Here is a 24,564-nt window from a genome sequence, read left to right as displayed (position 1 = left end):
GTAAAATTGATACTCGACCGGGTTGTCATACGCCGCTTGGTCATGTCGTCCGTTTTCATCAAATCGGTCGCATACCTGTTGATTCGATGCTATAGTTCATTATCATCGACGTCGAATTCATTTGTGGCGTTTTTGAGCGTTACTCGCTGGATCACAAGTCCGGGGGCGGTCATAGCGGTATACCCGCGAGATCGGGATGAGAACAAACGTTCGACTACATTGTTTCCCGCTCCTCGCTGAAGCTGCATGACTTGCTGGTGGGACAAAGCATACGGATTTATCCCTGCCGGACTGACCGGTTCGAAAAAAAATCCCCTCCGCATGGATTGAAATGCGGAGAGGGTCGTCATTTACTGGTCGGAATGCGCATTCAGGCCGGAGGGGAGTTCCGTGCCCAACTCGACAGCTATCGATTTCAAAATTTCTATATGATTGTGATCCAACGGGATGCCGGCAGCGCTCCACTCCCGTTCCCGTTCCGATTCCAGCACTCCCGGTAATGTGGCGCGCTCGTACCCGGGCATGGGCTGCATTTGTTGGGTTAAGCGCATATAAGCGTCCATTTCCTGCTTGAACGATTCGATTGGCGTAAATCGGGAAATATCCAAGGCGATAATCATTGCGCCTTGATTGGCTCCTTCATATTGCCGAACGGCCCGTTCCTGCTCGGCCGGCACGCCTGCCAGGAACCCACCCAAAGCCTGACACATAAAGCCTAATCCCATACTGCGAAAAACGAGGCCGGGGGCCAATCGGAATAATTCGTCCACATGCGGCGACTGTTCATATAAATCATGCATCGCACCGAAATCGAGAACCATATCCGGCGCGTTGCCGGACGGTACGGCAAACGACATGGGCGAACCTCCCGCCGCTCGCATAACTGAATCTCCGGGACTCAAGGCTAATTGGTGCCCGGATGTGACATAGCCGATCAGCCCTTGCTCCGCAAGCATCCGGGAATATAAACCTGCCGCTCCGATGTGACCGTGATTTCGGGTGACGGCTACGGCGACCCCGTTGTTTTTGCAACGGCCGATCAGCTCCTTGGCCGCCCTGTAGGCGGGAAAATATCCAAGGCCTCCGTCTCCGTCCACGACAAACGTCGTCAGGCTATCGCTCACCATATGCGTCTCGGGGTTCGGATTAATCGAACCGTTACGCATAATGCGCGCATAAGTGGCAATCTGTCTGGAACCGTGGCTGTAGACGCCGCGAAGATCATTTTTGACGAGCAGGTCGGCCAATAATTCGGCATTGTCTGTCTTCATCCCGGATTTAAGGGCAAGACTTGATACGAAATCTCTCAAAACGTCCGGTGCTATCCGAATTTGGCTGTCGGGAATACTATTCATCGGATTAGTCATGCCTCCCGCTTATCGATTTACTCCCCTTCGTTCTGTCACCTATTCTAATGCGTCCGATACATAATTAGAAGTAGTGAAAATATATTAACATTATACGAATTATTATATTAACTACAAATTATGTAGAAGGTTAATTAATGATAAAATTCCCATTAAGATTGGGTCAGCGCATTGCGTACCGCCAAAATATATTTCGCCTGATCGAGAGGATTGACGCCTCTTCGCTTCCTCTCCGCCTTAACGTCAGGAGGGCACTCCCGATAACTTTCGAACATTGTCGATAAGATTCCCCGACCTTTTGTCAACGAACCGAGTCGGGCGGGAAAATCGATCGATGTCGCTACAGGCAATACCCCCTCAATCTCAAACCGCCCCCCGCGAATGACGGGGGAGTCGAACTCGCCGCGCATCAGGATCAGCTCGTTCATCACCTTGCCGCCGAATTCCTCCGGAACGGACAAGCGGAACCTCAGCAGCGGCTCGAGCAGCTTCGTTCCCGCATTTGCGAGCCCGTTCATAATGCCCATTGGAGTCGCAATGACGAAATCGAGCGGATGCGTATGCCAAACGTGATGCTCGCCATCCGCCAGCGTTACCTTCAAATCGGTCACCTGCCAGCCGTGCAGACCTTGCTGCAGCGCCTCGGGCACTCGACGCGCAACCTCGTTCCGATAACTCTCGAGCAAGCGTTCCGATTTGACATCGGAAACGTACTGCAGACCGCTCCCCCTTAACCCGGGTTCAATCCGGAAGCGCAAGATCGCCCAACACGGCTTAGGCATCGTGTATGCAATGAAGCCTTCTCCAACGCCGCACGGCGTCTCCTTGTATATAACCGACGGCGGGTCGAAGCGGACATCCAACCGGAAACGGGTTTTCAGCACCGAGACCAAAACCTCCACTTGTATGGGACCCATGACCTTCACGTGCAGCTCCCTTTCCTCTTGAAGCCATTGCACGTCAAGCAGCGGGTCTTCGTCGGCCAGCTCTTGAAAGGCCGCTACCACCTTCGGGGAGTCGGCGACATCGTTCCAGCGGACTTGTACGGTTAATAGCGGTACTGCCAGTCTTCTCTCCCCCGGGACCCCGGAGGACGCTCCGATTATGTCGCCGACGCGAGTCCGATTCATTCCGTACACCGCCGCAATATTGCCGGCCTTTACTATACCGATATCCTCGGCTTTACCCAAGTCGATCCTGCGAATTTGGGTGATCTTCTCGTGAATATCCAGCGTCGAGTTATGTACGAGCTCCCGATTGCGCAGCGTACCATTGTATAAGCGCATATAAGCAATCCGTCCCATATCCGGATCGCGCTCGAGCTTGAATACGATACCGGCCGCAGGAGAATCGGCATCCCCCGAAGGGCCCGGCAGCCATCGCACGATCGCATCCATCAGCTGTTGAATGCCTAACCCCCTGTTCGATGCGCCGAACAGCACAGGGAAGAGCTCCGAACGGAGAATCCCCTCCTCGAGCGCGGGCAACAGCTCGACTGCGTGCAGACATCCTTTCTCGATATAACTCTCCAGCAGCGTATCGCTGCGTTCTGCTATAGTCTCAGCGAGGAGATCCCGGTACGATTGTGTCTCAATGGGACCTTCATCCGTTTTTTCCGCCATCAATAGATCGTTGTTTCCGACATATTGTTCTTCCACTCCGATCGGCGCCTGAATCGGTACGGACCGGGCGGACATCAGCTTGCGAATGCGGGTCAATACGCCTAATGGATCAGCACCGATCCGATCGAGCTTGTTCACATATAAGATTGTCGGGATGTCTAGATCGCGAAGCGCCTGCCATATGACTTCCGTCTGAGCCTGCACGCCTTCGACCGCCGAGACGATCAACACGGCTCCGTCCATGACGCGGAGAGACTGTTCAACCTCGGAGAGGAAATCCACATGTCCGGGCGTATCGATCAAGTTGACCTGAACGCCATTGCGGGTGAAACGGGTCACCGCCGCGCGGACCGAAATGCCGCGCTCCCGCTCAACCTCCATCCGGTCCGTTTGGGCAGTACCCGTATCGACGCTGCCAAGCGAGCGGATGCGACCGCTCTCAAACAATATATGTTCGGTCGTCGTCGTTTTGCCTGCATCGACGTGAGCAAAAATACCGACATTTCGAATCGGATTCCGATGTGCTTCGTTCATTTATGGCGTTACCTCCGGGTTCATGTACGCCCATTGTACCATAGATCTCTCCGCGCAGCCCCGCATCACGCTGTGGAGATACGTGACGACATAAGCTATAATGAGGAAAATGGAAATCGGGGGTGTGACACATGATCGAAATTTTCCCCGCAGCGGCACGGCATTCTGCCGACCTGGGCTGGCTGCAGTCCAGACCCGTGTTTTCATTCGGGTCTTATCAGAATTCGGATCGCGAAGGGTTCGGGGTCATGCGCGTCTGCAACGACGATATACTGGCGCCGGACACCGGATTTGGCGCTCATCCGCACAGCGACATGGAGATCGTTACGATCGTGCTGAACGGCCGGATACGCCATGAAGACAACCTGGGACACAGGGCTGTGGCCTCATTCGGCGAAGTACAGCGTATGACGGCGGGCAGCGGAATCATTCATACCGAGTTTAACGATTCGGATACGGAACAGCTACGACTGCTGCAGCTGTGGTTCATGCCTAGGGAACGAGGCCTGCTCCCCTCTTACGAAACTTCCCGCTACGAACCTGACGGATTGGCCAACGCGTTGCTGCCCGTAGTATCCGGCAAGTCTCTTCCGGGCTCGGCAACGATTGCCCAAGATTTGACGATCTATCTGGGCAAGCTCGAACCGGGACGGTCGCTAACTTACGAATCCGAACCGGGGCGCAAACATTTTCTGTATATGATCTCAGGCCGGCTTGCCGTCCTGCCATCCGAAGGAAACCGAACCTCGATTGCCGAATCGGAGGTTTTGCAGGCGCAGAGCCAGCGGCGGCTTGAGCTGACAGCGGAAGCAAATGCGTTCTTCATGCTGATTGATCTGTAGAAACCGGCCGGTGCTAATGTAAGGAGACGATAAATGATGAGACAAACGCTGTTGATCAAACATGCGGTGGGCGGAATGGTGTACGTGGATACACGCGTAGATCCGGTTCCTTACTCGGTTTCTCCTTCAGGGGAAGGCTGGCAATTCGATGTAGAGCTGCCCCCGGGCGAACCGGCAAGTCACTTGCTGAGGCACAAGACAGAATTGAATGTTTTTATTTTCCAGGAATACGAACAGGCGCCTACGCTGAAGACCTGGTATTACGTGAAGGACGGACCGGTCGACTATGATGCGGAACTGGGGCTACTGCGAATTTATGCAGGATCGCGCATCGAGTATATACCGGACGATTACTCCACTTGCGACAAATGCGCAGACTGGTCGAAATGACGAATGCCGGGCATTCTCTCCGCCTGACCTGCATACCAAAAAGACCGCTTGCGCGTGTTATGCGCTAAGCGGTCTTTTGGCGCAACCCTAATTTTTGACCGCTGCGATCAAGAGAAAAATGGGACGCCGGGTTTCGTCTCGCATCTCGGAATTGGCGGCGAGCATTTCTTGCGTCGGCTGAGGTTCCGAGAGCTTCGTTATCGTGAATCCCGAATCAAGCAACGTATTGATGTAGGTTGCGATCGTTCGATGATATTTGACGACATCATTGTCCAGAAATCTTGTCTGCCGCACGCCTTCATTCTGGTAGTCGTCTACAGGCCAATGCAACCGCTCGCCCTGCGGACCATAATGCCAGTCTTGTGCAGCGAGAGCGGTAAAGACCGGATGTTCGACCGACAGTATGAACGTGCCTCCGGGTACGAGACAATGATGAACTTTGCGGCAAACGAAGTCGAAGCGCTCCACATAATGAAGGGCAAGCGAGCTTATCGCCACGTCGAACTCCCCTGCGGCAAAGTCGATGTCCTCGATTGCCAGCCGACGATACTCGATTGCGGAATCGTTGGTGTTCTCACGGGCATAGGCTAACATTTTCTCCGAGAGATCGACCCCTACTGCCGATCGGGCTTGCTGTTCGCGCACATATCGGCAATGCCAACCAAAGCCGCAGCCAAGATCAAGAACGCGCCTATCGCGCAGCTCCGGCAGCAACGCTCGGAGTTCGTGCCATTCCCCCGCAGCATTCAGCCCGCCGATCGAACGAGGCATCCGGCTGTATTGCTCGAAGAATCCGGGATCGTCATATTTATTCTGTTTCATAACAACCGACGCCTCCTGATTTGATCTGTTTAGAATTTATAAGAAGCAATCGAGAAAATGAAACTCGAGCACAGATAAAGTCTCAGGTTGGAGGTTTTTATGTTGAATCACCTACCCTTGTCCCTCAATTCCGCTAGCGGCCGAATCCATTTCCTCCAAAGCATTGGCGCATCTTCACAACGATCGACGTAAACCGCTTGCAAATAGTCTGAGACATTCATAACCCGATCTTCGATCAGTACCTCGCGTATTTCGGATGCCTTCGTGGGTACAATGCTGCCCGATACTAGCTTAAATTGATCCAGGGGCAGAAACATCTCCAAGCTTTTCCTATAGGAGCATGTTTTTGGAAAGCGTGGCGCACTCCCCGAATCGTATTTGGACAACTTCACGGCGGAAAAATGACCGGTCATCAAAAAATATGCATCAAATTCCAGCACGGCGAACCTTTCTTCGGGTTCTCTTCTGGCGTACGTATCCATCATCTTCCGACAATCCTTGAGCGTCGGCCAAAAAAAGACATGCCGGTCCAGGCATGTCCGAAATTGCTCCTGAGTAATCGAAGCGTCCATCATGATGTCGGGAATTTTCAAATGAGCATTTATAGTAATGGAATATTTATCGGACGTTACTTTCATCGCCTGCAGTCGCCGCTCACCTGTCAGACCGGGATCGATTCGGCTGCTGGACAACAACGAGTCGAGACGGGCAATGGCCAGCAAATTGTCAGCCCTTGTAAAGTGGAACAAGGAACGCCTGTTCGTTGTTTTTGTTATGGCCGCCACAATATCTTCGCGCATTGTCCTTCTCCTTACCCGTAGATATATTCCGCAAAAACATAGTGTCGATTGTTAACGCTTCACATGGGCGTCCGGAGCTTTGTCCGATACGAGATTCAAGACGATGTCGTGCTCGAGAAACGCCTTAAGGCCGCATAGTACCATCGTAAAGCCACCCGTTGAATCCAAGGCTTGATTTACGATGTCGTCCCCATCTCCTTCAAAGCCGCTGTTCGTAATCGTGACAAACGTTTCGTTATCCGCTCTGGGAGCAAAAATCCATTCCACCGTGTTGTTGGGCGACCATTCGATCAATATTCGCTTGTTTGGCACGATATCTTTTACATCCACGTCAGCGGAGGCGCCGTACATTTCCCACTCCCACTGGACGCGTTTGCCGGTCTCCAATTTCCCGCTGCTTTTGGTAAACCAAAATTTGGTAGTAATCGCCGGGTCGATAAAAGCTTCAAACACCTCGTTAACCGGTTTGCGTATCAGCATTTCTACTTTTACAATCGGTACTTGATTCAGGATAGCCACTTGGATTCATCCTTTCATAATAAAGTGTTTCCTATATTATACCATGTTACGGCGGGTTAGTATTTCTTGACGCCACAGAAAATTCAATTTCGCTAAATCGAACTGCGCCATTGCAAACCCAAGATGAATTTCCGCAAAAAACGTTAAGCACGCGATAAAGGCATTCCTTCCCGCCGTTTAGCGCATCCCCTGTGTCCTTGGTCCATCTCGGGATAAGCGTACGGAGTGCCCGTTCCGACAAAAACAAAAAAGACTGCTCTGCAAATAGGCAGCCTTCATGTAACTAAGCGAGTTGAAACATATGCCATGAGCTACGATCAAAGCCGCACGCGTCAATCGAGAAAACGGCGGATCTCCTCCAGCACCTTGCGATGCTCCTGAGAGAAGACGCCGTGGCCCGCGTGAGGAAACAGGATCAGTTCCGAGCCTGCGATACGCTGGTTCAAAATTTTGGCGTGCTTCGGACGGAAGACCCAGTCCTCTTCGCCGTGAAGGATAAGCGTCGGCGCCGTGATCCCGCCGAGTCGCTGATACGAGTCGAAGCTTTTGTTCGCCAGTTTATGAATCTCTATGCTTCTGGCGTTCGAGGGCGCCATTTGCATCCGTTCGAAGAGTGCCGCGATCATCGCCGGATTTTGTTGCATGTAGTCTTTGGAGAACAGCATGTTCAGCGTGTCTTGAGGGGAGAATCCCGCTTTTTTTCGCCACAGCCACTTTATCATCCGCCAAGAAGGCACCACCCGGGTTACCCCGCTCGTCGTGCAGCATAAGATTAATTTCGCCACACGCTCGGAATGCTCGATCGCGATTTCCTGCGCGATCATTCCGCCCATCGATTGGCCCAGAATATGCGCTTTCTCGATGCCCAAGGCGTCCATCAGCCCTACGACATCTTTGGCCATGTCCGAGATGCCGTATGCTTCCGTCGGGGCGTCGCTTCGGCCCGAGCCCCGATTATCGAGCATGATGAAGCGGTTCCTTTCGCTTAACGCCGCCTTCATCGTCGGGTTCCACCAGTTCATATTGCTGTCTTTCCCCGTGATCCCGATCAAGGGGAATCCTTCCCCCGCCGATTCGTAACATATATTCACGCCGTTGACGAAAACTTTATTCATCCATGTCCCACTCCCCAGCTTCGTAATCTCGCGCGCATATAAGCGGTATCAGAATTACTATATTCTTTGAGAAGGTGGAAGGATTGTATCGTCTTCGTCTATTTTTGCTCGAATGCGGATTAGGATGATTGGAGCAGCAGGGCCGGGAGCTGTTCAACCAACCGGTCGCAAGTTAAAGCGTCGCCGTAATTCCACGACTCGTCTTCTACCCAGTAAACGCGGCCTGCGCGAACGGCGGGCAAATCTTGCCACAACTTACTGTTCGCGAGCGCATAGGCAGCCTTCCGCGATGACTCTTCCGAGGTCAACACCATAAAGATCCGATCTCCGGCGAGCGCGGGCAGATCGCGAGGGACAATTTCCTTATAGAATCTGCCCTGGCTTATCAACTGCCCGATGTAAGACGGAGCCCGAAAGCCCGAATCGTGATACAACGTCTTGGGAAGCCCGATGGCGCCCATCACGAAAAACTTGCCGCAGCGGTCGGCAATGAATACCGACGCGCTCTCTCCGGGAGCAAGCTCGTCTCTCAGCCTATGCCACATGCGGGCGGAGCGTTCCTCATAAGTATTCAGCCATTGCTCGGCCGAATGGCGGAGCCCGAGCAGATTGCCCAGAACGGACATTCTATCCCGTAGAGGCGCGAACGAATCGAACGTTACCGTCGGCGCGATAGCCGCGGCCTTGCCGTATTTGTTCTCGTCGCTGCTCGCCAGAATGATCAAATCCGGCTTCAGCCCTCTCAGCTTGTCTTCATCGATCATAAACCCTACATCGACCACATCGCGCAATAGATTTCCCAGTACGGAGCGCTGCGACCAGAATGCGCTGCCGCCGACCACCTCCGCGCCAAGCGCGAGCAGGTCGCCTACCGTCTCTCCATGGTAAACGATTCTGCGGGGGCTCTCCGGAACTTCGACGGTTCTGCCCAGCCAGTCCCGAACCTTGACGCGCTCTGGCGGCGTCAGGGTGTATTGCCTCGGCGTACGCCCCGTCAGCTGCCGGAAGCGGCGGCTAAAGTAATATTCATCGCGATAACCCACCTGCCGGGCAATTTCCCGCAGCGGGGCATCGGAAGCCCGAAGACGCTCTTTGGAGCGTTCGATTCGGAGACCGTTTAAATAATCGAGCGGTTTTTTGCCCGTCGCCTGCTGAAATACGGACGTATACTGGTGCTGAGGAACGTCGGCCAGCTTCGCAAGCTGCCGAACGCTAATGTCTTCCATATAGTGAGCATGCATATAGGCGAGAGAATCGTCGACAAGCTTGGCCGCACTGCGGTTCTCCGACTTGTAATTGAATTCGATCAGAAGCGCCATCATCTCCTGAAAGCAAGCCTGTCGTCTATATTCGTCTATTTCGCCGGGCGACGGCGAATCCTTCACGATCTGCTCGATTAGACGCAGCACGCGATTCAACGGACTTGCCAACAGGTAGCCCGCCCCCGCCTTCGGCTCTTCCGCGTATGTATGGGGAATTCGTTCTCTTACCTCTATTGCTGCAAAGGTCATTACGCAATAATCAAACGAGCCGGCCGCGATATTTCGAAGGGCGATATGATTTTGCGGACCTGACAGGAATGCCGCGCCGGGAAGCATATGCAAGAGTCTGCCGCCCTCGGTCAGTTCCGTTTCTCCCTCCAATACGACGAACAACGTATATGCGTCCCGAGGCTCGGGCGACTCTGCTTTTCCCGGGGGCACCCGGTGCATACGGACCGTTTCCAAATGAAACAGCAAGGATCGCCTGAACATGGAAGGGATGATGGGGTTGCTCACGCCGAAACGCCTCTCCTTCAATTGAGAATGATTATCATTAATTACTATTATATAATACAAAAAACAAGCCTTTCAACCCAAAGATTGAAAAGCTTGCTTATGCACCCGATCGCGACCGGGTATTATTTCGCCAGCATTCTGGGCAGCTCTTCCAGCATCCATTTCCGCGTAACGGCATCCGAGTCCGATTTCTGGATATACATTCTGTACACGTGACCGTTCTTGACGGCAGGGAGATTTTTCCACACCGGACTGTTCAGCAGCTTCTCCGTCGACTGCTTCGCTTCGTCGGCAACCGGGTCCAGAATGAAGATGCGGTCGCCGGCAAAATCACCGATGGCTTCGGCGGAAATTTGCCTGAAGCCTTGGTTCGAATCCAAAACTTCCCGAATCGGAGCCGTCGGCTTCAATCCGCCTTCTCCATAGAGCATCTGCGGCAATCCGGCTCTCGCCATTACGAATAACCGGTCGCCCGGATAAAAAGTAAAGACGGAAGCCGTCTCGCCCGGCTTCAGCACGGTGGCATAGAGCTTCTTCCACATTTCCTCGGCCTTGGCGTTATAGCTCTGGAGCCAGTCCGCAGTCTCCTTCTGCTTGTCGAAAATAAGGCCAAGCTCCTTCATGCGCGTGTCGAGCCCGGCGAACGTATCGAACATAATCGTCGGCGCGATTTTGGCCAGTTGGGCATATGCATTCTCATCGGTGCTGGCTACTAGGATAAGATCGGGATTTAAGGAGACGACTTTCTCCAAGCTGATCGGAAAGCCTACGTTTTCGATTTTGGCCGCTTCTTTCTGGTATATTCTTCCTTCGAGGTTATTTCCAAAAATGCCGACCAGCGGAATACCGAGCTCGATCAGATCGCCGGTTGTCTCTCCTGCGAATATGACGCGCTTCGGCGCAGCCGGGATCGTTACCGCATGCCCCTTGTAATCGTTGTAAACGCGCGTTGCGGCCTTTTCACTCGACGACGTCCGTTCATGACTTTCTTGCTTTGCAGCCGTATCCGCTGCGGTGCGGTTTCCCGCTTCCGTTCCGGTCAAGCCCCCGTCTGTATTGCCGTTCGTGCAAGCCAGCAGCATCATTCCTACAACCGCCGTCATCGCCATCGCCGCAACGGTTTTTCTTGCTATCTTCATCAACCTAGTTCCCTCCCGCCATGTGGCCATGCATACAGATAATGATTATCATTATCTGTAAAGAGGGTACAAAAATACCGGACATAACTCAATGGATAAATCAATATCTTGCTTATTTTTTTTGTACAAAGCCGATCCGGCCTCAATCCGACTCGTCCCTCCGCTCCGCCACCTTTCTCTTGAATTCCTTTGGACTGAAGCCCGTATGCTTCTTGAAAAATTTGGAGAACGAAAAAATATCGTTGAACCCGAGATCGGCGGCGATTTCCGTTATGCTGTGCTCCCTGTAACGGAGCATTTCCTCCACTTTGCGGATGCGGGTTTTGTCAATATAGGCTTTCAAATTGTCTCCGGTAATCTCTTTGAACGATTTGGATAAATGGCTTCGCGTATAAGACAGCTCGGCGGCAAGTTCGTTCACGGTAACCGCTTTTCCGTCCCGATTCAACACCTTCTCCTCGATTTGCCGGAGCATCAGACTGGACGCATCGTCCGTCTTATTGAAATCGTCGGACAGGATGTAGTGAAACATCGTTTCGAGGAAGCCGCTCACGAATACTTTTTCGTACTGCTTGTTCGCCGAGCCGTGAATCGCGGTTTTAAAGGAAGAGACGAGCCTGTTCGTGAACTGGTTGCCGCGGATGATCCCTCCCCATACGACATCGTCGTCCTTCTCCCGTTCAAACTTTAAAGTAATCCAGGCGACGCCTGGCTTGCGATACATGAATTCGTGCTCCCAGCCCGGCGGGATCAGCAGCATATCTCCCGTTTCCAAGAGATGACCTTCGCCAAGCAGACTGCTGCCTATGACGCCTTGCGTTACGATTTCCATCTGCCAATATTCGTGCGTGTGCGGTTCGACGATAGACGGAACCGTTTTGGCCCCGAAGTAGACGGAGAGCACTGCTGATTTCATAGGTATCCTCCCTGACGGACGTGAATTGAGATCACACATAATGACAAGTAATCCGATGATTCTGACATTCGCTTCCGACCGTGCTCATGATAGGGTAATAGTATTATAAAACAAAGAGGTGAGCGTGAACAATATGGTTAAAGTAGGCATACTGATCCCATCGAAAGCGTGTGCGGAGCTGTTCTCGGCGGACAGCAGAGCAAGACTGCAAAATGTCGCCGAGGTAATTTGGAACGATACGGACAAACCGTTCACCGAGGAGGAAGCCGGCGATTTTCTGCAAACATGCCATATCGCTGTCGGCTCCTGGGGAACGGCGATTCCGACAAAAGCGATACTGGAGAAATGCCCGCAGCTGCAATTATGGGAGCATGCGGCCGGTACGGTTAAGCATTTCTTCACCGACGATTTGCGGGGCCGGGAGTTGCTCATCGCCTCGTGCGCGCCCGCCATCGCCAGAACGGTTGCCGAGATGGTGTTGGGAGAAATCATCGTCGGGCTGCGCAGAATCATTCCGAATTCGCAGCAAAACCGGACAGTGCGGGGAGCGAAGCCGATCAACAAATTGTACGCGGCCAGGGCGACCGTAGGCGTCATCGGCGCTTCTTGGGTCGGACGGGAAGTTATGAAGCTGCTTCGCCCTTTCCGGACCCGGGTGCTGCTGTATGATCCGTATATGACACGTGAAGCGGCAGCGGAACTGGGGGCAGAAAAAGTCGATTCGCTTACGGAATTGTGCGCCGCCTGTGACGCGATAACCCTTCATACGCCCCGGACGAAAGAAACGTACCGGATGATGAAATCGGAGCATTTCCAAGCGATGAAGGACGACTGCGTCTTCATCAATACGTCCAGAGGCGATTGCATTGACGAAAGCGCGCTAATCCGCGAGCTTGAACAAGGACGGCTATTTGCCTTTCTCGACGTATCCGATCCTGAACCGGCGCATCCGGACAACCCGATCCGTTCTTTGCCGAACGTCGTATACACCTCTCATCTTGCCGGCGGCGCGAGCTATCATATCGGCGATCAGGTCGCTGCCGACATCGAGGCTCACGTGACCGGGAAGCGCCCATTGATGGTCGTGGACTGGAATATGCTCGAGCGGATGGCTTAGGAGGCGGATTCGAATGAAAGCAGTCTACAGCTTGTTCCCGAAGCTGCTTCAGGACGTACCGCTCGAGACGCTGGCCGGCTTGTTGACCGAGGCGGGCGCGGATTGCGTGGACTTGATCGTTCGCGACGGCTATTGGGTCACACACTCGGGACTCGAACGGGAAGCATCGCGTTATGTCGGGTTCATGCGAGGGCATGGAATCGGCGTGGAGCTCGCCACAACCTCGTATACGCCCAAGATGCTGCTGGACGATCCCGATCCCCTTCGGATTTTATCGTCGCTGGGCGTGAACGCTCTGCGCATCGGATATTTTCCCTATGGGCCTTCAATCGAGTTGTCCCGGCAATTGGCGGAAGCGCGCTCGCAGATGGAAAAGCTGGCGGAGCTATGCTCGACCTTCGGGATGAAAGCGATTTATCAAGTGCACCACGGCTCCTCGCAATTGATCCAGCATTCGCAATCGGCACTGGACATCGTTTCGGGTCTGCCGGCGGAGCATGTCGGCATTATGCTGGATCCGGGCAACCAGTTCCACGAAGGAAGAGAGCATTACGGAAGGGCATTCTCCTTATTGGGGACCTATTTGGCTGCGGTCGGCGTCAAGGATGTCGCTCCGAGACAAGATCCCGCAGGCCGCAGCTTGCCGGGCAAAGGCTGGTCGGCGTCGTGGGCGCCTTGTCAGGAAGGGCTTATCAATTGGCACGATATCGGCAAAAGCCTGCGAGCTTTGGATCATCCGGTCGCAGTCAACATTCAGCCTTTTTACCATCCTTCCGACCGCTCACTCCATCTTGCCTCTTTGCGGGAAGAACTGGCCTATATTCAGGAAGCTTTCGGGAAGGAGCAGCGGCATGAACAAGCATGACATTCGGATCCGGGGGTTGGAGCTGTATTTCCTGCCAGTCCAGACACGGGTGCCGCTCAAATTCGGAGCGGAAGTGTTGACGTCCGTTACTTGCGCCAGAGTCCGCGTAGACGTGGAGAATCGTGATGGCGCGACAGCCTCGGGCTGGGGCGAAACGCCTCTGAGCGTACAGTGGGTATGGCCCGGCGATTTGCCATACGGCGTCAGGGAGCAAGCCTTGAAGAGCTTCTGTCTCCAAATCGCGGCGGCGCTGTCCGATTGGGACGAGCAAGGACATGCTTTTGAGCTGGGGCATTCGTTCATGGAACGGGCTTTGCCGGGATTGACCGAATCGTTCTCGCAAGCTTCCGGCCTCAAGCTCCCTTATTTGGCCGCGCTCGTATGCTTCTCGCTGTTCGATATCGCAATCCACGACGCTTACGGCCACGCGAACCGGGTTCCGGTATATGCCACCTATGGCGGCGACTATATGAACCGGGACTTGAGCGCCTACTTCCCGTCTCTGCACGGTAAGCCCAATCCCTTTGCCGGCAAATATCCGGCCGACTTTCTCGTAATACCGGAGCATAAGCAATTGATTGCGTGGCACCTGGTCGGAGGCAAAGATCGACTGTTCGATCACGAGCCGGCGGAGAATGACGAGAATGACGGCTATCCGTATACGTTGGAGCAGTGGATGCGCAGGGACGGCCTTTCCTGCTTGAAAATCAAGCTGACGGGCAACGATCCCGAGTGGGATTACCGGCGTATGCAGCAGGCGGGACAGCTCGCACTGGACAACGGGGTATTATGGCTGTCGGCGGATTTCAATTGTCAGGTTACCGATTGCGGCTACGTCAACGATATTCTGGATCGACTGTTGGTCGAGCATCCGGACATCTATAAATCCATTCTATACATCGAGCAGCCCTTCCCTTACGATCTGGAATCGAATCCGCTCGACGTCCGCAGCGTCAGTGCCAGAAAGCCGCTGTTTATGGACGAAAGCGCCCATGATTGGGAGCTCGTGAAGCTGGGACGGGAGCTCGGCTGGAGCGGGGTCGCCTTGAAAACCTGCAAAACGCAGACCGGCGCCCTGCTGAGTCTATGCTGGGCTAAGGCGCACGGCATGACGCTGATGGTTCAGGACTTGACGAACCCGATGCTTGCGCAAATTCCCCATGCGCTGCTCGCCTACCATGCCGGAACGATCATGGGCGTGGAAACGAACAGCATGCAATTTTATCCGGAAGCTTCCCTATACGAAGCTGCGGTTCACCCCGGGCTATATACGCGGAGAAACGGAAAAGTCTCTTTGGACAGCCTAAGCGGATACGGTTTCGGCTACAAGGTGGAGGCGATCGGCAGACCTCTTCCGGAACCGGTGGTCAGCTACCCGCGTAGCGGAGCCTAAACGACTACCCGTGGTTTGTCCGCTTATTATGGAAGGGCTGTCTCCGGACAGCCCTTTTCGCATACGAACCAATCCGATATTTTAAACGCCGATTATTTGGAAATACTTCATGTATGCTGCTAAACCAAAAAACAGAGGGCGTTTCGGGATGGATAACTATAAAAATTCAAACAATCTTTACCGTCGCTACAAGGCCCATGTAAGTATTTTCGGCACAACCCAATTCCACTTGCGTAACCCGTACATTATGGCATGGTGGTCGGCCGCATTCCCCGGATTCGGCCATCTCCTGCTGGGTAAGTATTTGCGCGGATTGGTCCTTTTCATATGGGAGGTGTTCGTGAATTATAACGCCAAAATCAATTTGGCGATGGTTTATTCCTTTAGCGGCAATATTGAGCTGGCCAGGCAAGCTTTGAATTCCAGATGGATGCTTATGTACATCCCGGTGTATTTATTTGCCATTTGGGACAGCTATCGCACGGCAGTCGACATGAATAAAGTGTACTTGCTCGCCGAGAAAGAAAACGCACCGTTTAATTCCTTTAGCATCGGATCGCTGGAAATCAACTATTTGGACAAACGAAGTCCGATCATGTCCGTCTTTTGGTCGATATTTATGCCGGGACTCGGGCAATTGCATATTCATCGAATCATAACGGCATTTTTTTCGCTGGTCTGGACGATCGCCTTCTTATATTTCTCCCATTTGCTCGAAGCCGTCCAACTTCTTTTCTTCGGAGAAATTCGGAAAGCGACAGACGTGTTGGACAAGCAGTGGCTTTTGTATATGCCTTCCATGTGGGGGTTTGCGATTTACGATTCCTATATCAACACCGTGGAAAACAACAAATTGTTTGAAAAAGAACAACAGGATTTTCTCAAATCCAATTATCAGCATGCCGACTTCAAAGTAAAAAAAGGGACGGTGCAAAATCGTTGATACAAGTTTTTTCCACCTTTGAACATTCCAATTATTTGGAATTGGCGATAATGGAATTGGAAAAAGCAGGGGTGAAAAAAGAACGAATTTTTGCCGTCCCCCTCACGAACCGCAAAGTGGAACGAAGAATATTCGACTCCACTCATAATTCAGATGGAGTATCGCTTATCAGCACGGGAGCGGCGCTGGGGACCGCACTATCCGTCATTGGAGCAAGCGTCGGCTTTTCTTTGAAATGGGGTCCGATTTATTGGGGACTTATCGGAGCCGGCGGAGGATTTTTATCGGGATTTCTGATTGATTTATTTGTTTACAAAGTGATCAAAAAGCGCCAGCGGCTTTTACGCGGGAAAAATTCGCAAGTGATCTTGATCGTGGAATGCGAAGACCAGCAAGCCGATCTTGCCGAAAGTATACTCTGGCATCACCTGGCGCTGGGAATAGCAAGAGTTCAAAACTGAGCACAGATCGATTGGAAAGGTCACCGGAACGCGAAAAAAGCCGCGGTTGCGCGACTTTCTCCCCCCTTATTTCAAGTCCGCGAATGGCGGAGCATCCATTCATACAGCTCCGGATTATCGTACGTTTCCGTCCACGAATTGTGGTCGGCATCGGGATAGACCGTAAATCTTACATTTCCCCCGCCAGCCTTTAGCCGCTCGACCATTTGTTCCGATTCGCCAATCGACACGACACTATCCTTGGCACCGTGAAACGCCCATACGGGAGTATGTTTTAAAGCTTTCGCCCGGTAAGGGTCTCCCCCTCCGCAAATCGGCGCAATGGCCGCAAACCTGTCGGGATAATCGCAAGCCAGCTTCCAGGTGCCGTATCCGCCCATACTGAGCCCGGACAGATAGATCCTGCTCGTGTCTACGTTATAGCCGGTCACAATCTCGTCCAACAGCGCCATAACTCCATCCTGCTCGATATTCCAGTAAGAATCTTTGGGGCATTGGGGAGATAAGGCAATAAACGGAAAGCTTGGGTCCCTCTCCGCGATTTTGGGGATACCGTGAATTTTCACTTTCTCGATGTCGTCGCCACGCTCGCCCGATCCGTGAAGAAATACGATCAGTGGCCATTTCACTCCCGCTTGTTTCCCGTATTGTTCCGGCAAGTGCAGCAAATAGTTTAATTGCACGTTCTTCCTGATTTCCTTCTCCATCCGATAGGCGGATTGACTCATCGGTGCACTCCCTTTCCGGAATATAAAGCCGTTGGTTGTGGTTTATATTCGAGCCGCACGATGCGTATTCCTCTAATTTCCACTTATCGAGATGAATGAGAAGGTTAGCAACCTCGCCCGCCGCGAGCCTGGATGCTGCGCATTTTCTCCAAATGCTTGATCGTCGGCGTCAGATTGGCCAGGAAGTAAGCTTCTCTCAGCCTGCGGGACGGGTCGCTTTGCTGCAAGTAGGCGGGACCTCCGCAATGAAGCATATCGGCTTGGACGGCTCGCAACGTTAAATAAGTTACTTCCAATCGCAAATTCACCGCATCGTTCCATTCGGGAGGAGCTTCCTTGGACGAAGCCAACCGATAGGCTCTCTCCCTCAACGGCTGCAGATCCCGTTCCAGCGTCTCGGGCTGGTCCGGGATATACCGGCTGCATCCGTCCTGTCTCCCCCTCGATTTGTACATGCAGCGGATCGCAGCGTCTGTTACGCCAAGCCCCAGCGGGATCTGAAACAGTAAAAATACGGAACGAATCTTGGCCACAAACGCATCAGCCTGCTCCGATATCATCCATTCGTCCGGAACAAACACACCGTTGAATTCGCAGACATATGTCGCACTCCCGTTTAAGCCGAGAAAGCTGGACTTTTCTCTCAATGTTAGCCCTTCTGCGGAGCATGGGACAAACGCCATAACCCGCCGGTTCTCGTCCAAGGATGCGATAATGCCGAATCCATGATCGGGTCCCAGATTGGACACGCTTGGCAGCGTGCCCGTCACGATGTACCCGTTGCTGACCTTTTCGGCCCGCAAGCAAAGACTTTCCAGTCCGGAGTAATACTTCATCGGATTGGACAGCCCGGTGCCGCCCAGCATTTCCCCGTTTTCGAGCAGAGGCAGCACATTTTGCACCAAGTAAGGGTTGCCGCTCTCTCTCAAATAGGTGGTCGCAGCCAGATGGCACCATAGATTGAAGGCGGTGGTCATGCAGGCTCTCGCCGTTTCTTCCACCAGACGCACGCCTCCGGACATAATGTCCGCCGCGGTATCGCGCTGCGACGGGAGCAGGCCCGCCCGTCCGAGCTCCTTCAAATACTCCGACGGATAATATCCTGCCGCGTCGATCTTTTTAATCCTTGGCTTTAAAGTACGATGAATGATTTCATTCAGGAGATTGCCGTGGCCAGACTCGCTTCTATTCATTTCGTTTCAACCCCTGATCTGTAACTGCGCTTATTTTCCCGGAATGATTTCCGTTATCGAATCGATAGGCGCTTTTACGGCATCCCGGGCTTTCTTGACAGCCGCTTCGCCCGGAGCGTCATAGAAGCACAAGCATTTGGTCATATCCTCGCATACGTACGTTCTGGAGAACTGAACCTCCGGCACCTCCGCATAATGGGCCGAATTGGTTCTTTTGCGCTCCAGGTATTGATCCATCGTCAAATGCTCGGGCAGATTCCACTCCACAACATAATTAACCGCATCGGACTGCCGTTTCACCGCATCTAAATCTTGGCCTACAAGCCGCACGGGTTTGCTCAAGATAACCGGTATTCCGGCATTCCGCAACGTTTCGTGCACAAGCTCCCTTTCGTCCGTTTCGAATATAAAAAACGCTCTGCCGAAATCTTTCGACACTTGAACCTCGATAACGGCAACGGGGTGGGACGCCAGCTCCCGTTGAAGACTTTCCAGCTTGCTCTTCAGCCCCTCTTGATCCTTCACTGCACCATTCAATGCGGACTCTACCAAATACAACGCCATGTTCATTCTCCTCCAAGTAAGTATATTTTTAAAACTCACTAATCTTTAGTAATATTAGTTTACTTAGTAGAAAAAATCAACTTGATCCTTGGCGAGATATGGTATGATAAGAGCAACGTTGTTTTTTGGAGGTAACATTCATGAAAGACAGATACGATTTGCCCTGCAATATCGCCCAAACGTTGAACATTATCGGGGACCGCTGGACGCTGCTCATCATTCACGAAGTGCTGATAGGGCACACCACCTTTAATGAAATCAAGAAATCGTTGGAAGGAATTTCTTCCCGCCTTCTATCCGAGCGATTGAAATATTTGGAGGAGGCCGGATTGATCGAATCGCGGCTGTACTCCGAGCACCCTCCGCGCTACAGCTATACCGCGACGGAGAGCGGCAAAGCTTTGGAGAACGTGTTCCACTCGCTCGTACTATGGGGCCGGGAGCACCTGCAGAAATGCTATAAGAAGCTGATACACGCCTCTTGCGGGCACGAGGTCCAAATCGCCTATTACTGTCCGCACTGCGAACAAAATGTAACGGATTTGAAAGTAACCGAGCTTGCTTCCTCCGATCTGCAGCTTCAACAATCATGACGCGTACCCATACGGGCAAGGACGGACGGCTTCCGTTTCCTTGCCTGTCATGTGCCGCTTACTCCTTCGGCGCAATTCCCCACTGCCGCTCGATACCTCTTTCCAGCAGTCCGACGGCTTTATCCAGCAGAAGGCCGCAAATTCCGATTAAGATGATACCGGCGAACACGAGATCCAGACGCAAATAGTTTCGGGCATCGACGATTAAATAGCCCAATCCGGACTGCGCCCCGACCATCTCGCCGGAAACGAGAAAAATCCATGACGTTCCGATGGCGATATGCAACCCGTTGGCAATGTACGGGAATGATGCCGGAAATATAATTTTGGCAATGAGGCTGCCGCGCGTCATCTCTACATTGTGGGCGATTTTGATATAGATCGGCTCCACCTTCCGCACGGCCGCCACCGTCGATAGCAGCACGGGGAAAAAGGCCGCCAAAAAAATAATGACAATGGCCGGCGCGTCGCCGATCCCGAACCATAATACGATAAAGGGCGACCACGCAATGGGAGATACCGGACGAAGCACTTGTATGATCGGATCGATATACGCCCATAGCCGTTGCAGTAGTCCTAGAGCAAGACCTAGCGCCACGGCTGAAATAACCGCGGTACTATATCCGACTGCAAAACGGAATAGGCTTACTTGCAGGTGGATGAATAACGTGCCGTCCCGCACAAGGGATACGATGCCCTTCCATACTTGCAGCGGAGGCGGAAATAAGGATTCCTCGAATTGTCCGATCAGCACAGCGGCTTGCCATGCCGCGACTAGCAGAATGAAGGCTATCAATATGTTGGATGTTTTCGTCAGTCGTTTCGTCATCTTTTCAAAGCTTCCTCGATAAAGGAATTGTCGACAAACTCTTCAAAGCTCGGCGGATTTTTGGACAAACCCATCTCCGTCATATAATTCCGCAGCTCCTCATACGAACCTTTGTCCAGCTTCAGCTCGTCATACTTGATCCATTGCAGCGACAAGTCGAGCACCTGATCCTCCACGTTCATATACTTTGACAATATTTTTTTGGCCTGCTCATCCTTGAGCTCCGCCTTCGCTCCCGCTTCCACATACTTCGTCACGAATTCCTTGACGGCTTCCCGGTCTTTACGGATCAGATCGCTTCGCAGGACGAGTCCGCAATCGACCGAGTCGTTCCACAGCTGCTCGGATTGAAACAGCACCTTTCCCTTTTTGATGGCGACCGATCTAGCCCCGAAAGGCTCGGCAACGACGTAACCGGCGATTCTTTTCTCCGATAAAGCGGCCGGCATCTCGGCAGGCGGCAGCTCGACCACATTCACATCGTCGTAATTCATTCCATTTTGCTTCATCATTAAATAAAGCAGCACGTTATGCGTGGAAAACTTGTGCGGGATGGCGAAGTTTTTCCCCTTCAAATCGCTCACTTTCTCGATATCGTTGGTCGTCACGACTACATTGCCGTCTTTGTGCCCCAGAGCGACCGCCTTCAAATCGATTCCTTGCTCTTTGGCCCTCATGGCCAGCTCGATCAGGACGGATGCCCCGTCGATATTACCGGTATTCAGCGCATCCATCAAATCCGGCCAAGAACCGAATTTGACCAATTGCAATTCGAAATGGGTAAACTTTCCTTTCCCGAGCTCTTCTTCTATGTATAACGGAGCAGCGTGCGTGATCGGCAAATATCCGATCTTGATAACTCGTTTCTGTTCATTGCCGTTCGATTGCACCGTTTCTTTACTTTGACCGCATGCCGTCAAAATCGTAATTAGCGTCAGCAACGATACGATGGATACAGATAAGGTGATTTTTCGCATGTTAAACCTCATTTCGGTTCCTCCTCAAATACTGAATTCCGCAGCGGATATGGCTCCGTTGAAATGGAACTGCTCGAGAATCTGCTTGCGGAAATGCTGGAAATCCCCGTGTCCGCGATCTCTCGGCTTGGTCGTATGTACGCCGATTTCTTTATGGATCGTGCCGGGGTTCGAGCTTAAGATCAAGATCCGGTCGGATAAGTAAACCGCCTCGTCAATGTCGTGGGTGACAAGGATAATCGTTGTCCTGGATTGCTTCTGGATGCGCAGCAATTCGTTTTGCAAATGGTAGCGCGTAAACGTATCGAGCGCGGCGAACGGCTCATCCATCAAGATCAGCTCCGGCTCGATAGCTAGCGCTCGGGCAAGCGCGACGCGCTGCTGCATGCCTCCGGATAGTTGAAGGGGAAAGGAATCGGCCTTATCCTCCAATCCGACGAGGCGCAAGTAGTCGAGCGCCCGCGTTCTTCGCGTCTTCGCATTCAAGCCTTGTTCTTCAAGGCCCAGCTCCACATTTCCGAGCACCGAGCGCCAGGGCAGCAGTCCATAGTTTTGAAACATCATAATGCAGCTCCGGTTCGGTCGGTCCACGGTTTTTCCGCCGAATAGCACCGTTCCGCTATCTTCCCTTTCAAAGCGGCCAATGATGTTGAGCAGCGTACTTTTCCCGCAGCCGCTCTGTCCGAGCAGTGTCACGATCTCGCCTTTCTTTACATGGAACGAAATGTTTCGCAGCACCTGTTCCGGCTTCTCCTTGCCCTGCGAGAAGCTTTTGCTGACATTCAGAACCTGTACCGCTTCCGATTGCACCAACGGTGTTCCTCCCCTTCGACACGATTAACTGCACTTTTCCAAGCTGTTTAGTATGAATTAACTAATGGTTATTTTAATATACTTTGTTTAAAAATACAACCAATAATTTATACAATTTCTGTAGGGATACTTGTATTAACCTGATCATATTTAGTTTAGCCGTTCACGGCTTCCATGTAACCATCCACTCCGCCTCATCGTGATCCATCCACTTGATGCAGAATCCAATACGATTAACGGAAAAAAGCAAGCCCCCGTCTCCCGGAAGCTTGCTTGAAAGCTTGGTACTGCGTACAAGACGTACCCGGTTAGTTGCCCTGCACCTCATCGGACGACCGTGCGCCTCGGTCACGCAACCACTCTACCAGTTCATCGGCATTGCTACGGCGTGCGATATCGAGGGCGGTCTGACTTCCGTAGCCGATCCAATCGACGTCGGCCCCCTTATCGAGAAGGTATTCGGCGGTTCGCTGTTGTCCCCCGTGGCATGCCTGCCAGAAGGCGGCGGTAACCACTTCTGTCGTGGGCGCAGTGCTGCCGGTAAAGTAGCTTTCGACCCGATCCGACAGTCAGAGCGCCGCGGCGTGCCAAAGTTTCGTGCGCGCGCCTCGCTCGACCAAACTTCGCGCGGCACGCCATTGACCGAAAGCCACCGCATCGTCCAATGCCGTACCGCCGGCGATGACCGCACCGTCTGCCTCGATGTCGGCACCGGCTTCGAGCAATACCTCGAGCACTTCGACGTCATCGCAGCTTGCAGCCCAATGAAGCGGCGTCTCGGTATGCGGTCCGGTAAAACGGGCGTTCACATCGGCTCCCGCCTCGATCAGAACGGTTACCGTCTCCGCTCCATTCGAAAAATGGCCGGGCCAATCGGTCGCTACATGCAGAAGCGTGCGCGACATACCGCCCTTGTCGCACTTGTCTTCTTCTTTTCCGGCAATTCTCGCCGTTGCGAGGCCTTGATTGTCGGCCAGCAGTTTCTTCAATGCTTGAACATCGCCGGATCGGATCGCATCGACTATGGCGACGGCAAGCGGCGACTCTTCGGGTATAATGTACATGTCCAACCTCCTCCAAACGTATTATGTCAAAGCACAGGAGCTTTTTAAGGGATCTGCGCATCGCCTGGCCTACAGGCAAAGAAACCGTAATCTAATCCGCAACCTCCTCAATCGTTCCGGTACATGCTTCGACTTCCTCCAAATGATAAAAAGTACATGTGGCAGCCAGATCGTTACTTCGTCATTGGAGGAGTAAATATTTTTGGGCTAAGTCCCAATGCAACCCCGAATTCAATATGGCGTTGCCTGAAATTAGCGGCACTGGATTCCGTTATTGGCTCGATTTTCGTTACACTCTTGAATATAACGACACAGGCTTCCGTTATTTCGTTCTCTCGGGTGAAAATGGGCAGTGAACAGCGTATTAGGGGAATGGTTTTCCGTTATTTTGCTGTCGGCAATGCTTTTCGGGTCAATAACATACGCCAGCTCCGCTAATTGAAGAGGAAACCGCCGATTCGCAATAAGCTGTCCATAACCGGACATCTGTATCTGTATTGGATGAGTCTAGGAACCCCAATCCGGTTCTACATCGTCTTACACAGGCTTATTGATTTTGGATAGGTGAACTCGAAGCCATACTTCTGATACAGACCGATTGCCGGTACATCTGTCAGTAAAATAACATCAGCGCCTTCCGGAGCATTTTGATTCAAGTAATCCATGATCTCGCCGATTATGACCTTATCCAACTCTTGATCTCGGTGAGAAGGACTGACGGCAATATCGACAATTTGAAAAAAACAAGCTCCGTCGCCAATCATTCGTCCCATTCCAATAAGCTCCGAATGCTCGCCCCTTACAATCACGGAGAAAATCGAATGGCTCAAAGCCGTTTTCGCTACCGATTCATCCTTAGCGTTCATACCCGCGGCTATTCTCAGTGCAATGTACTCTTTGGCATCCGGAACCTCATATAAAATATTCATTTTTTTCTCCTTCTATTGTAAAATGAAAACCTTTAACTCAATATTACAACATTAATGCAAGTGATAAGGTCCGAATACAATGACATCGAAATCATCCGTTCAATTTTGCAGAAGTTTATCATAGCACTTTAATGTTTTAATTCAATGTTTCGTTAATGGCGCACTTGCCATTACCATAGAAAATACGAAAAACCCGGAGCACATTGCTCCGAGTTTCTCAACGTATCGCTTTCGGGATTTATTGCCCGGTA

26 protein-coding genes are annotated in these 24,564 nt (G+C 52.3%); 8 read left to right on the top strand and 18 right to left on the bottom strand.

Translation table 11 applies throughout. The annotated features are described in order from the left end of the window. Positions 1–350: 350 nt before the first annotated feature. Together FE784_RS02840 and FE784_RS02835 are read right to left on the bottom strand one after the other, a co-directional pair. On the bottom strand, positions 351–1,355 hold the full coding sequence (locus FE784_RS02840) for an Ldh family oxidoreductase (RefSeq protein ID WP_176705918.1): 1,005 nt from the start codon (positions 1,353–1,355) through the stop codon (positions 351–353). 164 nt (positions 1,356–1,519) lie between these two features. Beyond that, positions 1,520–3,523 (bottom strand): GTP-binding protein, encoded by a 2,004-nt coding sequence (locus FE784_RS02835; protein ID WP_139600615.1) that lies wholly within the window; start codon positions 3,521–3,523, stop codon positions 1,520–1,522. 131 nt (positions 3,524–3,654) lie between these two features. On the opposite strand from FE784_RS02835, the gene FE784_RS02830 reads away from it, so the two are divergent. Together FE784_RS02830 and FE784_RS02825 are read left to right on the top strand one after the other, a co-directional pair. Further along, positions 3,655–4,365 (top strand): pirin family protein, encoded by a 711-nt coding sequence (locus tag FE784_RS02830; protein WP_139600614.1) that lies wholly within the window; start codon positions 3,655–3,657, stop codon positions 4,363–4,365. Between the two features lie 33 nt (positions 4,366–4,398). Beyond that, entirely contained in the window at positions 4,399–4,755 is a 357-nt protein-coding gene (locus FE784_RS02825; RefSeq protein WP_139600613.1) for a hypothetical protein, read from the top strand. A gap of 87 nt (positions 4,756–4,842) precedes the next feature. Here FE784_RS02825 and FE784_RS02820 read toward each other — a convergent pair whose 3' ends face one another. From FE784_RS02820 to FE784_RS02790, 7 genes are all read right to left on the bottom strand, one after another. Continuing rightward, a complete protein-coding gene (locus tag FE784_RS02820; RefSeq protein WP_139600612.1) occupies positions 4,843–5,577 on the bottom strand; it encodes a class I SAM-dependent methyltransferase in 735 nt (244 codons plus the stop codon). 107 nt (positions 5,578–5,684) lie between these two features. Further along, positions 5,685–6,377, bottom strand: a complete 693-nt coding sequence (locus FE784_RS02815; protein ID WP_139600611.1) for a DUF7002 family protein — start codon at positions 6,375–6,377, stop codon at positions 5,685–5,687. Positions 6,378–6,428: 51 nt separating this feature from the next. Beyond that, entirely contained in the window at positions 6,429–6,896 is a 468-nt protein-coding gene (locus FE784_RS02810; RefSeq protein WP_246131877.1) for an SRPBCC family protein, read from the bottom strand. 332 nt (positions 6,897–7,228) lie between these two features. After that, positions 7,229–8,011 (bottom strand): alpha/beta fold hydrolase, encoded by a 783-nt coding sequence (locus FE784_RS02805; protein ID WP_139600610.1) that lies wholly within the window; start codon positions 8,009–8,011, stop codon positions 7,229–7,231. A gap of 119 nt (positions 8,012–8,130) precedes the next feature. Beyond that, positions 8,131–9,789, bottom strand: a complete 1,659-nt coding sequence (locus FE784_RS02800) for an AraC family transcriptional regulator (RefSeq protein ID WP_139600609.1) — start codon at positions 9,787–9,789, stop codon at positions 8,131–8,133. A 122-nt stretch (positions 9,790–9,911) separates the two neighbouring features. After that, the gene (locus tag FE784_RS02795) at positions 9,912–10,928 is read right to left on the bottom strand and encodes an ABC transporter substrate-binding protein (RefSeq protein WP_139600608.1); all 1,017 of its coding nucleotides are present in this window, start codon (positions 10,926–10,928) and stop codon (positions 9,912–9,914) included. A 142-nt stretch (positions 10,929–11,070) separates the two neighbouring features. Continuing rightward, positions 11,071–11,844: a helix-turn-helix domain-containing protein gene (locus tag FE784_RS02790; RefSeq protein WP_176705917.1), complete on the bottom strand. Its 774-nt coding sequence runs from the start codon at positions 11,842–11,844 to the stop codon at positions 11,071–11,073. Between the two features lie 133 nt (positions 11,845–11,977). Between FE784_RS02790 and FE784_RS02785 the strand changes: the two genes are divergently transcribed. From FE784_RS02785 to FE784_RS02765, 5 genes are all read left to right on the top strand, one after another. Then, positions 11,978–12,961, top strand: a complete 984-nt coding sequence (locus FE784_RS02785; protein WP_139600759.1) for a hydroxyacid dehydrogenase — start codon at positions 11,978–11,980, stop codon at positions 12,959–12,961. A gap of 13 nt (positions 12,962–12,974) precedes the next feature. Then, the gene (locus FE784_RS02780; RefSeq protein ID WP_139600606.1) at positions 12,975–13,826 is read left to right on the top strand and encodes a sugar phosphate isomerase/epimerase family protein; all 852 of its coding nucleotides are present in this window, start codon (positions 12,975–12,977) and stop codon (positions 13,824–13,826) included. After that, on the top strand, positions 13,813–15,219 hold the full coding sequence (locus tag FE784_RS02775) for an enolase C-terminal domain-like protein (protein WP_139600605.1): 1,407 nt from the start codon (positions 13,813–13,815) through the stop codon (positions 15,217–15,219). Before FE784_RS02780 ends, FE784_RS02775 begins: the two co-directional genes overlap by 14 nt. Before the next feature lie 148 nt (positions 15,220–15,367). Next, positions 15,368–16,162, top strand: a complete 795-nt coding sequence (locus FE784_RS02770; protein ID WP_139600604.1) for a hypothetical protein — start codon at positions 15,368–15,370, stop codon at positions 16,160–16,162. Then, a complete protein-coding gene (locus tag FE784_RS02765) occupies positions 16,162–16,623 on the top strand; it encodes a hypothetical protein (RefSeq protein WP_139600758.1) in 462 nt (153 codons plus the stop codon). Before FE784_RS02770 ends, FE784_RS02765 begins: the two co-directional genes overlap by 1 nt. A gap of 71 nt (positions 16,624–16,694) precedes the next feature. On the opposite strand, the gene FE784_RS02760 is transcribed toward FE784_RS02765, so the two are convergent. The 3 genes from FE784_RS02760 to FE784_RS02750 all read right to left on the bottom strand — a co-directional run bounded on the left by FE784_RS02760 (position 16,695) and on the right by FE784_RS02750 (position 19,108). Beyond that, positions 16,695–17,351, bottom strand: a complete 657-nt coding sequence (locus tag FE784_RS02760) for a carboxylesterase family protein (RefSeq protein WP_139600603.1) — start codon at positions 17,349–17,351, stop codon at positions 16,695–16,697. A gap of 104 nt (positions 17,352–17,455) precedes the next feature. Then, complete coding sequence (locus tag FE784_RS02755) at positions 17,456–18,544, bottom strand: acyl-CoA dehydrogenase family protein (RefSeq protein WP_139600602.1); 1,089 nt, start codon at positions 18,542–18,544, stop codon at positions 17,456–17,458. 30 nt (positions 18,545–18,574) lie between these two features. Continuing rightward, positions 18,575–19,108, bottom strand: a complete 534-nt coding sequence (locus FE784_RS02750; protein ID WP_139600601.1) for a DUF4242 domain-containing protein — start codon at positions 19,106–19,108, stop codon at positions 18,575–18,577. Positions 19,109–19,248: 140 nt separating this feature from the next. On the opposite strand from FE784_RS02750, the gene FE784_RS02745 reads away from it, so the two are divergent. Then, the gene (locus FE784_RS02745; protein WP_139600600.1) at positions 19,249–19,701 is read left to right on the top strand and encodes a winged helix-turn-helix transcriptional regulator; all 453 of its coding nucleotides are present in this window, start codon (positions 19,249–19,251) and stop codon (positions 19,699–19,701) included. 58 nt (positions 19,702–19,759) lie between these two features. On the opposite strand, the gene FE784_RS02740 is transcribed toward FE784_RS02745, so the two are convergent. The 6 genes from FE784_RS02740 to FE784_RS02720 form a co-directional block, all read right to left on the bottom strand. After that, on the bottom strand, positions 19,760–20,530 hold the full coding sequence (locus FE784_RS02740) for an ABC transporter permease (protein ID WP_139600599.1): 771 nt from the start codon (positions 20,528–20,530) through the stop codon (positions 19,760–19,762). Next, on the bottom strand, positions 20,527–21,507 hold the full coding sequence (locus FE784_RS02735; protein WP_139600757.1) for an ABC transporter substrate-binding protein: 981 nt from the start codon (positions 21,505–21,507) through the stop codon (positions 20,527–20,529). Before FE784_RS02735 ends, FE784_RS02740 begins: the two co-directional genes overlap by 4 nt. A 24-nt stretch (positions 21,508–21,531) precedes the next feature. Then, entirely contained in the window at positions 21,532–22,320 is a 789-nt protein-coding gene (locus tag FE784_RS02730) for an ABC transporter ATP-binding protein (protein WP_139600598.1), read from the bottom strand. Positions 22,321–22,628: 308 nt separating this feature from the next. Continuing rightward, a complete protein-coding gene (locus FE784_RS42580; RefSeq protein ID WP_342779068.1) occupies positions 22,629–22,835 on the bottom strand; it encodes an ankyrin repeat domain-containing protein in 207 nt (68 codons plus the stop codon). Between the two features lie 54 nt (positions 22,836–22,889). Continuing rightward, on the bottom strand, positions 22,890–23,384 hold the full coding sequence (locus FE784_RS02725) for an ankyrin repeat domain-containing protein (RefSeq protein WP_246131876.1): 495 nt from the start codon (positions 23,382–23,384) through the stop codon (positions 22,890–22,892). Positions 23,385–23,911: 527 nt separating this feature from the next. Continuing rightward, complete coding sequence (locus FE784_RS02720) at positions 23,912–24,313, bottom strand: GNAT family N-acetyltransferase (protein ID WP_139600597.1); 402 nt, start codon at positions 24,311–24,313, stop codon at positions 23,912–23,914. Positions 24,314–24,564 lie beyond the last annotated feature (251 nt).

Origin of the sequence: Paenibacillus hemerocallicola, assembly GCF_006265175.1 — a bacterium.
Taxonomy (GTDB): Bacteria; Bacillota; Bacilli; order Paenibacillales; family NBRC-103111; genus Paenibacillus_AB; species Paenibacillus_AB hemerocallicola.
Note: the sequence above shows the minus strand (reverse complement) of the source record. Positions and strands in the feature narration are given on the sequence as shown.

What these genes read in the sequence shown, in the direction of transcription:
- FE784_RS02840 (WP_176705918.1), bottom strand. Translation starts at nt 1,355, where the DNA reads ATGAATAGTATTCCCGACAGCCAAATTCGGATAGCACCGGACGTTTTG.
- FE784_RS02835 (WP_139600615.1), bottom strand. Translation starts at nt 3,523, where the DNA reads ATGAACGAAGCACATCGGAATCCGATTCGAAATGTCGGTATTTTTGCT.
- FE784_RS02830 (WP_139600614.1), top strand. Translation starts at nt 3,655, where the DNA reads ATGATCGAAATTTTCCCCGCAGCGGCACGGCATTCTGCCGACCTGGGC.
- FE784_RS02825 (WP_139600613.1), top strand. Translation starts at nt 4,399, where the DNA reads ATGATGAGACAAACGCTGTTGATCAAACATGCGGTGGGCGGAATGGTG.
- FE784_RS02820 (WP_139600612.1), bottom strand. Translation starts at nt 5,577, where the DNA reads ATGAAACAGAATAAATATGACGATCCCGGATTCTTCGAGCAATACAGC.
- FE784_RS02815 (WP_139600611.1), bottom strand. Translation starts at nt 6,377, where the DNA reads ATGCGCGAAGATATTGTGGCGGCCATAACAAAAACAACGAACAGGCGT.
- FE784_RS02805 (WP_139600610.1), bottom strand. Translation starts at nt 8,011, where the DNA reads ATGAATAAAGTTTTCGTCAACGGCGTGAATATATGTTACGAATCGGCG.
- FE784_RS02795 (WP_139600608.1), bottom strand. Translation starts at nt 10,928, where the DNA reads ATGAAGATAGCAAGAAAAACCGTTGCGGCGATGGCGATGACGGCGGTT.
- FE784_RS02790 (WP_176705917.1), bottom strand. Translation starts at nt 11,844, where the DNA reads ATGAAATCAGCAGTGCTCTCCGTCTACTTCGGGGCCAAAACGGTTCCG.
- FE784_RS02785 (WP_139600759.1), top strand. Translation starts at nt 11,978, where the DNA reads ATGGTTAAAGTAGGCATACTGATCCCATCGAAAGCGTGTGCGGAGCTG.
- FE784_RS02780 (WP_139600606.1), top strand. Translation starts at nt 12,975, where the DNA reads ATGAAAGCAGTCTACAGCTTGTTCCCGAAGCTGCTTCAGGACGTACCG.
- FE784_RS02775 (WP_139600605.1), top strand. Translation starts at nt 13,813, where the DNA reads ATGAACAAGCATGACATTCGGATCCGGGGGTTGGAGCTGTATTTCCTG.
- FE784_RS02770 (WP_139600604.1), top strand. Translation starts at nt 15,368, where the DNA reads ATGGATAACTATAAAAATTCAAACAATCTTTACCGTCGCTACAAGGCC.
- FE784_RS02760 (WP_139600603.1), bottom strand. Translation starts at nt 17,351, where the DNA reads ATGAGTCAATCCGCCTATCGGATGGAGAAGGAAATCAGGAAGAACGTG.
- FE784_RS02755 (WP_139600602.1), bottom strand. Translation starts at nt 18,544, where the DNA reads ATGAATAGAAGCGAGTCTGGCCACGGCAATCTCCTGAATGAAATCATT.
- FE784_RS02750 (WP_139600601.1), bottom strand. Translation starts at nt 19,108, where the DNA reads ATGGCGTTGTATTTGGTAGAGTCCGCATTGAATGGTGCAGTGAAGGAT.
- FE784_RS02745 (WP_139600600.1), top strand. Translation starts at nt 19,249, where the DNA reads ATGAAAGACAGATACGATTTGCCCTGCAATATCGCCCAAACGTTGAAC.
- FE784_RS02740 (WP_139600599.1), bottom strand. Translation starts at nt 20,530, where the DNA reads ATGACGAAACGACTGACGAAAACATCCAACATATTGATAGCCTTCATT.
- FE784_RS02735 (WP_139600757.1), bottom strand. Translation starts at nt 21,507, where the DNA reads ATGCGAAAAATCACCTTATCTGTATCCATCGTATCGTTGCTGACGCTA.
- FE784_RS02725 (WP_246131876.1), bottom strand. Translation starts at nt 23,384, where the DNA reads ATGTACATTATACCCGAAGAGTCGCCGCTTGCCGTCGCCATAGTCGAT.
- FE784_RS02720 (WP_139600597.1), bottom strand. Translation starts at nt 24,313, where the DNA reads ATGAATATTTTATATGAGGTTCCGGATGCCAAAGAGTACATTGCACTG.